Source organism: Nocardia sp. NPDC056000 (genome assembly GCF_042269265.1).
Taxonomy (GTDB): Bacteria; Actinomycetota; Actinomycetes; order Mycobacteriales; family Mycobacteriaceae; genus Nocardia.
The window spans coordinates 421,683-434,602 of sequence record NZ_JBHJXS010000007.1; the positions used below are offsets into that span (position 1 = coordinate 421,683).

At 61.2% G+C, this 12,920-nt stretch carries 12 protein-coding genes; 3 read left to right on the forward strand and 9 right to left on the reverse strand.

Annotated elements, in window-relative coordinates:
* Window positions 1–215: 215 nt before the first annotated feature.
* The 8 genes from ACFC4D_RS22945 to ACFC4D_RS22980 all read right to left on the reverse strand — a co-directional run bounded on the left by ACFC4D_RS22945 (window position 216) and on the right by ACFC4D_RS22980 (window position 7,946).
* Window positions 216–860 carry a TolB family protein gene (locus ACFC4D_RS22945; RefSeq protein WP_376066346.1) on the reverse strand — a complete coding sequence of 215 codons (645 nt, stop codon included), beginning with the start codon at window positions 858–860 and terminating at the stop codon, window positions 216–218.
* 36 nt (window positions 861–896) lie between these two features.
* Window positions 897–1,157 (reverse strand): hypothetical protein, encoded by a 261-nt coding sequence (locus ACFC4D_RS22950; protein WP_376066349.1) that lies wholly within the window; start codon window positions 1,155–1,157, stop codon window positions 897–899.
* 447 nt (window positions 1,158–1,604) lie between these two features.
* Window positions 1,605–2,444 carry a class I SAM-dependent methyltransferase gene (locus ACFC4D_RS22955; protein WP_376066351.1) on the reverse strand — a complete coding sequence of 280 codons (840 nt, stop codon included), beginning with the start codon at window positions 2,442–2,444 and terminating at the stop codon, window positions 1,605–1,607.
* Entirely contained in the window at window positions 2,330–3,403 is a 1,074-nt protein-coding gene (locus ACFC4D_RS22960) for a UbiA family prenyltransferase (RefSeq protein ID WP_376066354.1), read from the reverse strand. Before ACFC4D_RS22960 ends, ACFC4D_RS22955 begins: the two co-directional genes overlap by 115 nt.
* A 3-nt stretch (window positions 3,404–3,406) precedes the next feature.
* On the reverse strand, window positions 3,407–4,465 hold the full coding sequence (locus ACFC4D_RS22965) for a UbiA family prenyltransferase (RefSeq protein WP_376066356.1): 1,059 nt from the start codon (window positions 4,463–4,465) through the stop codon (window positions 3,407–3,409).
* Window positions 4,462–5,481, reverse strand: coding sequence for a class I SAM-dependent methyltransferase (locus ACFC4D_RS22970; protein ID WP_376066530.1), 1,020 nt, complete (start codon window positions 5,479–5,481; stop codon window positions 4,462–4,464). The genes ACFC4D_RS22965 and ACFC4D_RS22970 overlap by 4 nt, the downstream gene beginning before the upstream one ends.
* Window positions 5,482–5,656: 175 nt before the next feature.
* On the reverse strand, window positions 5,657–6,553 hold the full coding sequence (locus ACFC4D_RS22975; protein ID WP_376066359.1) for a hypothetical protein: 897 nt from the start codon (window positions 6,551–6,553) through the stop codon (window positions 5,657–5,659).
* A gap of 829 nt (window positions 6,554–7,382) precedes the next feature.
* A complete protein-coding gene (locus ACFC4D_RS22980; protein WP_376066361.1) occupies window positions 7,383–7,946 on the reverse strand; it encodes a hypothetical protein in 564 nt (187 codons plus the stop codon).
* A gap of 504 nt (window positions 7,947–8,450) precedes the next feature.
* On the opposite strand from ACFC4D_RS22980, the gene ACFC4D_RS22985 reads away from it, so the two are divergent.
* A complete protein-coding gene (locus ACFC4D_RS22985) occupies window positions 8,451–9,203 on the forward strand; it encodes a hypothetical protein (RefSeq protein WP_376066364.1) in 753 nt (250 codons plus the stop codon).
* 101 nt (window positions 9,204–9,304) lie between these two features.
* On the opposite strand, the gene ACFC4D_RS22990 is transcribed toward ACFC4D_RS22985, so the two are convergent.
* Window positions 9,305–10,681, reverse strand: a complete 1,377-nt coding sequence (locus ACFC4D_RS22990) for a helix-turn-helix domain-containing protein (protein ID WP_376066366.1) — start codon at window positions 10,679–10,681, stop codon at window positions 9,305–9,307.
* A gap of 188 nt (window positions 10,682–10,869) precedes the next feature.
* Here ACFC4D_RS22990 and ACFC4D_RS22995 point away from each other — a divergent pair, with 188 nt between their 5' ends.
* Entirely contained in the window at window positions 10,870–11,676 is an 807-nt protein-coding gene (locus tag ACFC4D_RS22995; RefSeq protein WP_376066369.1) for a hypothetical protein, read from the forward strand.
* Window positions 11,673–12,890, forward strand: coding sequence for an acyl-CoA dehydrogenase family protein (locus tag ACFC4D_RS23000; protein WP_376066371.1), 1,218 nt, complete (start codon window positions 11,673–11,675; stop codon window positions 12,888–12,890). Before ACFC4D_RS22995 ends, ACFC4D_RS23000 begins: the two co-directional genes overlap by 4 nt.
* The last annotated feature ends 30 nt before the right edge of the window (window positions 12,891–12,920 follow it).

Here is a 12,920-nt window from a genome sequence, read left to right on the forward strand (position 1 = left end):
GCGCAGGGAACGGGTCTAGATCACGCACGATCCGATCAATGACACAGAAAAGCGCAGCATAATCTGACGTCGGAAGGAATAAGCCGAGGCGAAGGGAGTGACAACGGACAGAAACCAAAATCAACGCACTCTCTGGATCAGCTCGGACTTCCCCAGATTGTCGGGAATCGCCAGGCACACGAGGGCCACTCGCTCATCGCTCGACAGTATGGGTATCACGCCGGTAATGCTCCCCAGCCCACTCGACTGATATTTTTATTGACGGTAGCAATTAACTGGCGAACGTTACCGCCATCGATGTCCATCACGCAGACGGCGTATGAACTACCGTTGCCGTGTCGCATGAAGGCAAGTTTGGTTCCGTCCGGCGAGAATACTGCGCCGCCGCTGTCACCAGTGTTGGTGATTTGCCGAATGTTGCCGCCGTCTGCATTCATCACAAAAATGTCGGACCGCTTGCCGTCCCACGAACCACGATAGAACACGATCTTGGATCCGTCCGGCGAATAGGCAGCGGCAGCACTGTCCCCGGTATGCGTGAGCTGCCGCTCGCTACTGCCGTCGGAATCCATCACGAAAATGTCAAATGCACTGGAACCAGAAGAACTCGGTGAGAGACGGTTGAAGGCGAGCCTTCGTCCGTCTGGAGAGTAAGTCGCGCCGATGCTGTCGCCGGTGTGGGTGAGTTGCTTCGCGTTGCTGCCGTCAGCACTCGACACGACGATATCGGTCTTACGATCAGGGCCTGGTAGCTCAAGGGTATACGCGAGCATTGCCCCGTCTGCGGAGAGAGCAGGTGCACCGGCAACGGGTAACTGACCGATGATCTGCCGTGAGTCTGTGCCATCCGTGTTCGACACATAGATACCGGACGCGGTACCTGCACTGTTGCGGCTCTACGCGATCTTGGTGCCGTCGAGCGAAGCAGCGACGATGCCGTTATCGCCGGTTGTATTGGTGAGCTGTCGTACATCGCCACCGTCTGCGTCGGCTGTGAAGATCGCCGTGTATGTAGTGCCGGGGTCCGCCTCGTACACGATGCGACCGTTAGCTAACTGGCGAGTCGTCAGGTCCGCGGTATTTGTACCTGGCGCCGATTCGCGATTCGAACAGCCTGCCACCAATCCGATTGTTGTCAGCAGCACGACCGCTGCCAATCGAGAACGATTCAGAGCACTCGGCGATGCGATCGGAGTCCAACCAACGAAGGTGAGCAATGCTATCCACTTCCTTGCTGCGTGGTGCGTCAGTTCCTATGCGGTGCGCCGAGTAACGAGTCTATTCGTCAGCTCGACTGTGTGAGCACGAAATCGTCCGACTTTGCCGGTTGACTCTCCGAGATCAATTGGACTTCTGCGCAATTCTTGCAAAGACACCGCACGGAGTGTGAAACCGGTACCCGGTTGTTCGCGGATCACGGTTGCCCTTCAGTAGAGTTCGCGGAAAATCGGCGGATGGCATAAAATTCTAGCGGTTTATCACGGAGATACTTGACCGTGCTATCCATCCCCGAAGGCGATCGATCGGAGTTAGCGGAGATTCTGCTCTCCAAGCGGATCCCTCACTCATGATGGTCGGGCTTGAGGCTGAATACACCTCCCGCTTCATCGAATTCGGGATTTGTCGACACGGAAGACGAAGTCGTTCATATAAAACGGATGCCAACGGCGACCGACCTGCACAAGGCCTAGTTGCCCAGACCACCGCCTGATCTCCCTCGGCGTGTGAAATGACGCGCGCGGCGTCCAGAATTGGTCAGCGAGAACATTGATCAACTGCTCATCGTTCAAGCGCTGCCTGATCTGGAACGTGACGAACGCTCTGGTGACCGCCATGACCCAGGACGGCGTGTGGTGGAGGCGCGCGCTCGGTACGCGTGCTCTCAGTCGACTGGTCGCGAGGTACGCGAGATGGTAGGGAGTCCACTTGCTGTACAAGCCGACAATGACGGTCCCTCCGTCCGCGGTCACGCGAACCATCTCCGCCAGGCCCGCGCGACAATCCGGCGTGTGATGCAGAACGCCCAGTGCCAGAGAATGATCGAAGGCGTTCTCACGGAAAGGCAATGCCAGGGCGTCGCATTGGACGGTACGTATACCGCCCGAGGCCCGCGCCCGCTGCACTGCCACTCGGGTGAGATCGACAGCTACGACCCGGGCACCCCGCTGGGTCAGGGACCGGGCAACGTCGCCCGAACCACATCCAACATCGAGCACGGTCGAATTCCGAACCCTGAAGTCGGGTAGGACAGTGCCCAACCGTCGACACCAGAGGGCTACTCGTTCGTCGCCGCCCGCGATGAACGGAAATTGCTCGTAGTGGGCCTTGGTCAGCGAGCGGAGTTCATTTCGGCTGACGGCAGAGGAAGCCGTTGTCGGCGCCTTCGCGCGAACCAGTGAGCCAGCACGGACGAGCACACGCTCCACGCGTATGTTGCGACGCATATGCCGAATACCTCCCAACGTGGGCACAGTGAGATCGCTGTCGCCAGAGTCGCGACATTCATCGGAAAAAGGACACGGCGGATGAGCAGCCGGAGGGTGACCGTAGTACGACGCAGAGCGTTGTACAGCCCCACGATGCTCGCGATGATGAATACCATTGCGACCGTGAACAGGCTGATCTGAACGATGGACTGACGGGGACGACTTAATTCCGCGATCCCCGCGCACATCAGCAAGACCACCGCTGCGGCGAACACGATCCCGCAGTACCGCCTGAATGCTCTGGTGGTGAGAATGTCCTTGTCAGGCCCGACGGGCTCCACGCCCAGAGACAATGCGGCTGTGTGGGCGTTCACCATTCGATCGTGTGTCAGATCCTTCAGATTTCCACGCATCATGTTCAGCGTCGGCCCCTGGGCAACCAGGCTCGCGACGAGCAGGAGAACCGAAAGGGTCGGCCTACCGCCGCAGATCACGATCCCGAGGACAACCGGGACGCCGATGAAGATTCCGAACAGCCAATCCACGAAGAATGGATGCAGGCCACCGAACTTCTTCTGGAAGGCGTTCCCATACACACCGACCCCGAGCAACGACAGCAAAGGAACGATGGCGTGGACCATCTCCCGCGAGAGCCAGACCGCCACGACTCCCGCGCAGACCGCAGCGACGCAGGTGAATGTGAGGGCCTGGCGACGATCACAGTCGCCCGTAACCAACGGTGCGCGCGTGCGTAGCGGATTGAGCCCATCGGTCCGTGAGTCCGCTATGTCGTTCACCGCGCACCCGACGCAATGGGTCAGGATCCCGAAAACATAGAAGCCCGCCCCTTTCCCGATGGGCGCATTGGGCACCATCAGAACTCCCATGCCATAGGGAAATGCCCCGACGAACGCTACGTTGACGCGCCCCAGTGCATAGAACGCCCGCACCAACCGCACCGTCGCACCGAACGCCATAGCTCAGCCGCTCCGTCGAACTGATGCGCTCCGGTGTCGGCGGATAGCGAACACCAGCTCCCAGAACAGCATTACAAGCGTGGCGCTCACGAACGTCGACCCGTCGGCGTTGAGCCCGATGGTGAGGAGCATGAGCACGAAGCCGGCTGCGAAGTAGACCTCCCGGCCGCGTCGGGAAGGTCGACGCGAGCCAACCAGGAGCCTGTACAGATCGATACAACCGACCGAGGTCACCGCGACACAGATCGCCACCACGGCACAGTCGGTCCACCCGAATCCTCGCAATGACAAGACAATTCCGAACAATCCGCAGGAGACGGTGAGCGCATGCAATGTCACGCAATACCGCCGATAACGAGGCCCTGGTGCCAAGTGACCGTCTGAGGTTGCCGTGGCTCCCAGCACGACCGCGACCGTCCGAAATCCAGTCACCAGGTCCGAGGAGAGGTCCTTGAGGTTGCCCGCGATGCTGTTGAGCTCCAGGGCAAGGAAGAACATGAAGACTGTCGCGATCCACACGATCGCCGGTATGCGGTCGGTGTAGGCAACCGCAGCGACGGGTACAGGTGCGGCCATCGTGACAGCGAACAGCGAGTCCATGAGAATCGGTCTGTCGGTCGCTTTCTGATACACGTTCACAACCGCGCCGAGTATCAGACAGAACGCGAATGCGATCACCGCGGTGGGTGGCCAACCAACGGCGACGATGACCGCGAGCGCGAGCACTGGAAACGAAATTGACAAGATCAGCGCGATTGCGGGTGAGATTCTGCCGGAAACCAGCGGACTCGCCACCCGGGCAGGGTTCTCGCGGTCCCGCGGCAGATCGACGAAATCGTTCAGCGCGAAGATATACCCGTTGATCAGTAGCCCGAGCAACCAGAACAAGCTCAGCTCGACGATCGACAGTTCGACACCGGTCAGCAGTGGTCCGATGGCGAACGAGAACCCTTCGAATCCCACCGCTTGGATCCGGACGAGTCGAGCGAAATCGTCTATTCTGGGTCGAATCGGTTTGTCGCACAACTCTTCTCGACTGTCGGCGGCTTCCCCGGTCGTCATGATTGGCCCCTCCCAGCCGAACCACGCCGCGGATCACCGGTTATCCGGACGATCACATCTGTGGCAATCTGCCCGAGTGCGCGAACAATTCGGTTGGGACGCAGCGCCTTCAGGAAGGCGGCGCGCTGCTCTGCGTCCCATTCGCTGATGGCCGCCGCGTCCACCGACGCGCATGGTCGACAGCGCCTGCGGATCACTCGTCCTTCGCGAACCGTCACGCCAGGTAGGCGCGCGATCCGACGCAATCGGGCACCCGAGACCCACAGCGGATGCAGCAACAGCACGCCAGTCGGGCGCAATACCCTTGCGATCTCGCGCACACAGACATCGACATCGTCGACGTGCAGCAGCACCCACACAGCCACGACGATGTCGAAAGTATCGTCAGCGAACGGAAGCGCAGCGCAATCACCCGCCACCGCGATCTGATCGTGCACGGGCCGGGCGCGCGCATAGTCCCGATCCAATGTCACTGTGCGCCAACCGAGTTGCTGTAGTTCGTGACCTAGGGGAGAGTCTCCGGCGCCCAGATCGAGCAACCGGCTCCCCGGTCGTTCCCACTCGGGGCCGAAGACGAACTGGGCGAAGGCGCGATCCGTGCGTCCGGTTCGAAGCACGTTACGTCTGGGGGTAATTCGACTGTCCGACACTGGTAGCCGCTTCATCTCGATCGTCCTGACCGAACTGTTCTTCTGCCGAATCGGCTCAACTCCGACACGCACGAAACCGTGTCGTCTATACGCGCGTTCGAGCCGTTCGTCATCTGTCCGTGCCGAAGTGAGCAGCACGAGCTGATGCGCATCAGCGACCGAAAGCAGCAGGCGCGACAAGGCCACCGCAGTACCAGCTCCCCCACGCCCCTTAGCCGGATCGGCGGCGAAGTTGATCACACGCCATTCCAGGGGAATCGGCATGACTCCCCGCGGGAACTGCGATCTGTCGAACGTGTGCCCCTGTCCGAATAGCGGCCACATTAGCGCCCACCAGTACCGCACGAGCTTGCATTCGGGCACCATGCCGATCACAGCGGTTGATCCCACCGCCAAATGCGGAGTGCGGACAAGTTTGAGTGCGTAACGCCATCGTGCACGCCGGTCGGTCCGCCCGAACTGTGCGACAAGAAGCTGCGACAGTGCGCGACTGTCACCTATCCCGACCCAACGCTGCGGCAAAGTGGAGGACATCGGACAGTCAGATCGATTCGCCGCTGAGCTCGAGGCGATGCCCCACTCGAACAGCCCACGCATCGCACAGTTCAGCGAGCGGCGTGGCTTCCACTTGGTCAGCAAGCTCCTTCGCTACCGCGAACATACGAAGCGCCATCTGGCAGGACACTCGGCTGACGCCGCTCACTTCGGCCGCGAACAGGATGTCATCGACCTCGGCGGAACGATGCTCCAATCCCGCGTCCTTCAAGTGCAACAACGTATGCGAGAGAGCCATTGTCATATTGCCGTCGGCGTGATCGATTGCCAGGTCGCTCAGATCATCCATGAGTTGCAGGCCCGCACAGAAATGCTTCACTGCCTCGAGGAGGACAGGGATGCCATCCTGTCGCCCGGCTCGCGCGGCTACAACTTCAAATGGCGTATTGCAGGGTGCGGCTTTCCAACCCAGGTTTGTTATCTCCGGAGGTGTGTAACGGTACAGATTTCCTCGATGGAGGAGATCGTTGGAGATGGCTGCCGAGTACAACAGATAGTTCCGCCGATGCGACTCCAAAGCATGAGATAAATCGGACATTGGTGAAGCATCAGGCCACCCGATCACGGCGATTCTCCGCAGGTATTCGAATAGGGCTTCGTGCGCGATAATGCAAAGTTCCGGAGACGTGACGCCACCGTCGACTATCGAGTCCTGATAGGCAAAGAAGACGTGTCCCACAGCCAATGCCACCAAAAACTCTTCCATCGGAATCGAGGCAGCCCACCCCGATGCCAGAGCTGGAGGCAAATAGAAGAACCCGCTGTTCAGGCCGAAGATCGACAGCGGAAGCCTATCGATCTCGGCCTGGAAAGCTGGCACCGCTGCAGCGAGAACAGACTTAGCCGATCTCTCGAGACTCGACCACGGATAGTTCTCCTGCATCGATACGATGCATTCCGGCAGTACAAGCTTACCGCCGGAATGACTCGAAATCTCTACCATCCGTCGTCGGCGTCGTTCGCCCTCGGCTGTCGCTCGATGAACTTTCGACGAGTGTCTGGGTCATCGAACGCTTCGATGAGTCCAGTCGCCGAACTGCTCGCCATCAGTGCATCGATCTCACGGTCCAGTTCCATACGCGAACTAACTTGCGTTGTCATGAATTTCCTTTCTCTGGAGCCAACTGCGAGCATACATCGACCTGCGGGCACCCGCATTCCCAATCGGAAATCAGGAGTAGCTGTTCGATGTGCAATTGGCGCGGCGGCCCGCGGCGCATCCATTTGCTAATGCTAGCTATTAGCCGAATTAAAACTGGTCGTTTGATTAATTTGCCGCAAAGTTCTTTGTTTAGGCACAACAACCGACCCGAAACTATTAATTACCGCAAACAACCGTCCAGTTCGAAATGAGGTAAATCGACGCTCAGACCCCGAATCCTGCGGCGAACCACAATGGCTTAAAGAGACCGCTCAGGCATATTGCGCAGGCTGGCGTCGCTGATCTTGGGGCCTTCGATCGAACCGTCACCGCCCGCCCTCACCGTCGTTGACGCGAACGTATCGACGCATGTGAGAGGCAGTTCGTCGTACAGCTGCTGATGACAGGCAGACCGAACCCTTGATTGCTGAAAGACCAAGGAAGAGAACCCTGCTCAGGGACTTGCGACGGTCGTGTTGCGAACCTGTCGCCTGTGGAGGGCAGCGCATACGATCTCCAAGAGCCCCCTCCCGGTCAGCAGATATCGCCCAGAAATACGAGGGTCATTGGGTTAGTTGACTTCTGGCTCCGTCGGGCGCGGGATGGTCGGCCGCTCCCCTGGAAAGAAGGCGGCTGGCCACGTCCCTGGAATTCTGCCTTGGGACCTGCGCACGGCGGTGTCCAGACGGTCGAACCTCTGCAGGAGCGCTATCCCGTCCGTCACAGTCTGACGGTGTGACTCGATCGCGGCATCGAACCCAATGGGCGTGTCTTCGTGCTTGAATACCCTTGCGATACCGTGCATTGCGTCGTTGCGCTGTCCGGCCCACGTACGGATGTCGGCGGTCACTTCGCGGAAGTTGGGATCGTGCTCCACACCGCTGGTTTCTTTGCCCCCTACGAGCTTGATGCAGAGCGGACCGATCGCAGTTACCGGGATGGTGGCGACGCCCTGCAGGTGGCTGAGGCGGCTCGCCAGACGATCCCCGATAAGCGAGTCGAGAATCGCAATCGCCTCGAGATGGTAGCCCTGGCTGGTACAACGCTCGATTCGGTCGAACGCCTCTGCGTAGCGTTGCCAGCGCTTGTTACCGAGTCCATTGCCTCGGGACTTTTCACGCCTTGGCGTTTCCATAGTTCCCCTCCGTGGAGCATGCGGAGCGAGGTGGTTGCGCCGCTTCATGATCTTAGGCAGCCATCGGTCACCAGATCTACTGTCGTGCAGATGATCTCATCAAGCGAGCGGTCTGGCGTCGGGCTTCGCCAGCCCTAGCTGGCGCTCGGCCCTTCGACCGAGTTGCGGGCCTGTCGAGGGGGATTCTGATCAGATCTCGCGCGGCATCCGCCAGTGACAGACTGGCTCGCCAGAAGGTCGAATGCCCGTCCATAGATGGCGATCTCCCTGGACTGTTTGATCCTCAATTCGACGCTGGCGCCCTCCACGACCATCAAACCCCTGTCGTACATTACGAAGTTCATCGCAGCGCGGGGCTATAGGCTGCGGCACCGGCAGATCCCGAACGTCACCCGAGGCCTGTCACCCGGCGAGCTCGGTATGTTATGAAAGATCTTGAGCAGCAGTCACCTTCGACTACATGCCCGAGCCCGGCTCGCGGTCTGAGCCTGTGTTCGAGCCCGCGTGGCATTGCCCGAACAATCTGAAAGCGATCTCTACACCGTGCGACTGCGCAGCAACAAAGAGACCACGTTCCGAGCGAAGCTGGCTGCCTGGGTGGTTGGGCTGAGCCTGGCGGCGATCACCGGCCTATCCGCCCTGGTCGTCGCCATGGCCGACACCGGCGACAGGGACCGTGTATCGCAGCTGGTGTTCTCATCCGTGCTCCCCCTGTTCGGCACATGGGTGGGTACCGTCCTGGCCTTCTACTTCGCGCGCGAGAACTTGGAAGCCGCAACACAATCCACGTTGCGACTCTCAGGTGGGTACAAAAAAGACGACTCGGTCTCCGCTGTGATGATTCGCCGCGAGCAGATGATCGTTCGATCGACCGCCCCCGGCGAGTCCGCAAGCGACATCACCCTCGAGTCCATCGCCACGATCATCGCCGTGACAGGTAAGAAGCGGGTACCCATCCTCGACGACACCGGAACCGTCAAGTACGTCGTTCACCAATCGCTACTCGATTCCTACGCACGCACAGTGACGCCGGAGCAATACTCCCACGCTCTGCTGGGTGAGCTGTTGTCCGGCAACGAGAACCGTCGGCTCGCCGAGGCGATCGGCTTCGTCTCCATCACTACCACCGCCGTTGAAGCAAGAGATCAAATGCACCGGGTCTCCGACTGCAACGATGTCTTCGTGACATCCTCTGGATATCCCGGCGAGCCCGTACTCGGCTGGCTCACCAACAATCTGCTGGCCACTCTTCAATAGCTCACGTCAGCTACTCGGCAAGCTTTCTTGGATCTTCGGGTCGGACTCATCCGATACGCCGCAGAATGGCCTGTTCAGAGGACAGCGCTGACGAGCTGCGGTCAGCTCCGGCTGGTGCCGTCCGGCTTCAGATTGTTCTGATCAACTCCGGTGCGCTGGGCGAACGCGTGAAGTCCGGGCAACGTGGTCGCTCCAGGCTGACGAAGCAGGCTCAGGGTTATCTTTTGTATCGGCTTGCGGTAACGGACTTCGTCCGGAGCGATTCGTTCGGCCGCCAAGAGCGCGCGATAGCTCTGCTCGGGCTTGCCCCATTGATGGAAAGCGCGGGCGACGTCGGCCCAGTATCGTGCGCGCCGCTCAGCTGAGACGATGGCCGCGGGATTGATTCGCCGCGCCGTCTCGATCGCCACCCCAACGTCGCCGAGCACCCGTGCGGAACTGACTCGGTACAGCGCTACGGCAGCGGGGTTGTTGTCGTCCAGTCTGGAGGTGGCATCGGCGGCTTCGGCAAGCAGCGAAAAGGCGGTGTCACGGTCGCCGTCGCTGGCAGCGGTGTAGGCCGCGGTGGACAGTAGCGATGCATAGGTCACGAGATATGCAGGGCCGCTGCCCAATTCGCGCTGCAACGTCGCCGCTGTATCGACGACGAGGTGTTGTGCGACCGATGTGTGGCCGGTACGGCGCAGCACGATCGCCCATGCGCGCTGAGCGTCCGCGACAGTGCAGATATCGTCGCTACTTTGTGCTGTGTGCACGGCACGATCGGCTGTCGTCCAGGCAAGTTGGTCACGACCGAACTTGATCATCAGTCTGGACGCGAGCAGATAGGTCTGGGTCAGCAGGATGTTGGCTGCGGCAACGTCTGCGCGGGCGCGGGTTGTCTCATCGCGCGTGGCGATTGCGGTAGGAAGCAGATTGGGCAGGCGGGCGGCAAGGTCGCTGTAGTGGCCGAAGTCGAATGCAGTCCGCGCCGCAGCCAGCTCACGCGCAAGCTGGTCGACTCCGACTGGCCGGCTCCCCGACGGTGGACTCAGCAAGACCGCTTCGAGCTGCCGCAGCGGATCGGTGCGCAGCGTGAGTGGCGAGGCGGCGCCGAGTGCAGCGGCGGTGCCGACCAGTCCGGTGAGCAGCGTTCGACGCCGCATGTCGGTCTCCTCCTCTGGTGTGGAGATGACGCCGACGATAGCTGCGGGCCAGGATGTTCGCACCGCTTGCGAGGAAGTGTCGGCCAATCCAAGCAACTGCGGTGGGATCGCAAGCACCTCGGAAAGACCGCGCAGGACGCGAACATCGAAGAGGTTCTGCTTGCCGGTTTCGAGCCGCGACAGGCTCGCGACCGAGTAATTGGTACGGCGAGAGAGGTCGGCGAGAGTAAGGTTGCTGGCTCGCCGGACTGCCCGGATGACGACACCGTAATTGCCGGACTGAGCAGCTGCGCGGACGGCGTCGGTGTTCCAGTTCGCATTGGCCTGGTTCATTCCCGAGTCCTTCGCCTATGCCGGGAATTCGAGCGTAGCGGCCCAATCATGGCGGCCGCCAGATGATTTGCGCAGCGCGCAAAGTATTTCCATGCCGCGCAAGGACAATGGCGCACACACCTGTGGGAGTCGTGTGATGGAGGGGTCGCGACAGTTCATCCCATCCCTGCCGCGATGGAGGCACACCGATGATCATCCCCACAACCGGCGCCGCGGCCCGTACCACGTCACTCCGGTACGAAATGACCACTGCCGAACTCGAAAACGCCGGGCTCCTCCATGCCGACGAGAACACAACCATCAGTCGGTTCGCGGTGTTTGTTCCTGCCGACGAGTTCGGAGACCTGCGGCCTGTCGTGATCGGTCGCGGTGCGGTGATCAACGCATTCGCGGTTATCCACGGTGGCACCAGGCTCGGTGAGAATGCACGGATTGAGGAGTGCGCCGTGGTCGGCAAGCCCGAACGCGGATACGCCGTCGGACAGATCCATCCCGGGCACGGCGGTTCCACTGCGATCGGCACGGATGCGGTAATCCGTTGCGGAGCAGTTGTTTACGCCGCAGTCGAGGTCGGATCAGGGACGGTGGTCGGGCACCACAGCCTGCTACGGACCGGCACGCGTATCGGTGATGAAAGCCAGCTCGGCCACTACCTCAGTGTGGAACGAGGCACCACCATCGGACGGCAGGTGCGGTGCTCGCCGGGCTCGCACATCACCGGTTCCACGCAGGTGGCCGACCGCGTGTTCCTCGGGGCGGGGGTACGCACGATCAACGACAAGACACTCACCTGGCGCGACCCACACCGCGAGCCGGTCCTGACCGCACCGCGATTCGATACCGGCGCGAAAATCGGCAGTGGCTCAGTCATCCTCTCGGGGGTGACCATCGGCGCCGAGGCTCTCGTCGGCGCCGGCTCGCTGGTAACCCACGACATCCCGGCGGGTGCGCTGGCATACGGGCAGCCCGCGCGCGTCCATGGGGAGGCACCATGAACGCCCGTGCGCTCGTGGAGGTCATCGAAAGCTGGTTCGAACCGCTGCGTCCGATTCTCGATCAGGATGACAGCCTGGACTGGCGGCGGCTGAAAATCCTCGCCACTACTCTCGACGAAGCAGTCCAAAGTTATCTCCTCACAACAGAACTCACGTCTGGACCCGAACGTAGTCGCGCGCTGCAAGAGATCCGGTCCGAGTTGGCGCTACGCGGCATGCTCGACACCACGGGTCAACCGATGGTGTTCGCGGCGCTCGCACAGTTCCTGTGTGGCTATCGCGACATCGATCTGCGTGATGCGTTCGGTCTCGGGCACGGTGTTCTCATCGATAGGTACGGCAAACCGCGCGCCCGTCAGCGCTGGGTCCCGCAGCTGCTGGCCGGACAGTTGGCCGGAATCGCGATCACCGAGTCACACGGCGGTTCCAATCCGGCAGCCACCCGCACGACTGCAACCGCGGCGACTGACGGGACGTGGCTGGTCACCGGCCGCAAAACGTGGATCAGCCGGTTGGCCGAAGCGGCTGTTTTCATTGTGTTCTTCCGCGCACCAGACGGAACCATGGCCGCTGCGACGATTGACGCGACATCGCCTCGCCTGCACAGACACCCGATCGAACCCGCCGGACTTGCGGGCTGGGCCTGGGGCGTCCTCGACCTCGACGCCGTGGTGGTACGCCCAGAGGATGTGCTGTGTGGCGAGGGGATGGCGATGCTGCGCCAGCACTTCGCCCGATACCGGCCATTGGTCACATCCACTGCCCTCGGCGGAGCCGCTGCCCTGTTCGACGAAGTGACCGAATCCCTGGCCGCCCGGCTGGCAACCCCCGCCATCACACGGTTGCGAGACTCGGCGCTGGTGACAGTCGGGCGTTCCCATGTCCAGCTCGTCACCGCACTACTCGGGGCTATTGCCGCCGGCCAACTCGCCGAAACCGCCCATCCCGACACCGAGAGATGGGGCGCCGCAACGAAGGCCCACGGCATCGATATCGCCAACCAGACAGCTGCCGATCTCGCGCTTCTGGTTGGGGCAGAAGGATTCCGCGCTCACGGGCGCCTGGCCAAGATCCGACGCGACCTGTCCGGGTTGCTCTACGCCGATGGCATCCACGACAGCCTCTACCGAGCCGCCGGCAAACAGCACACGGCTATGAGAAAGGAAACGACAACGCCTGCGCGAGCATCCGGGCCCCTGCTCGAATCCCTATGAGTCACACAGCAACAGAGCGAGGGTGACCCG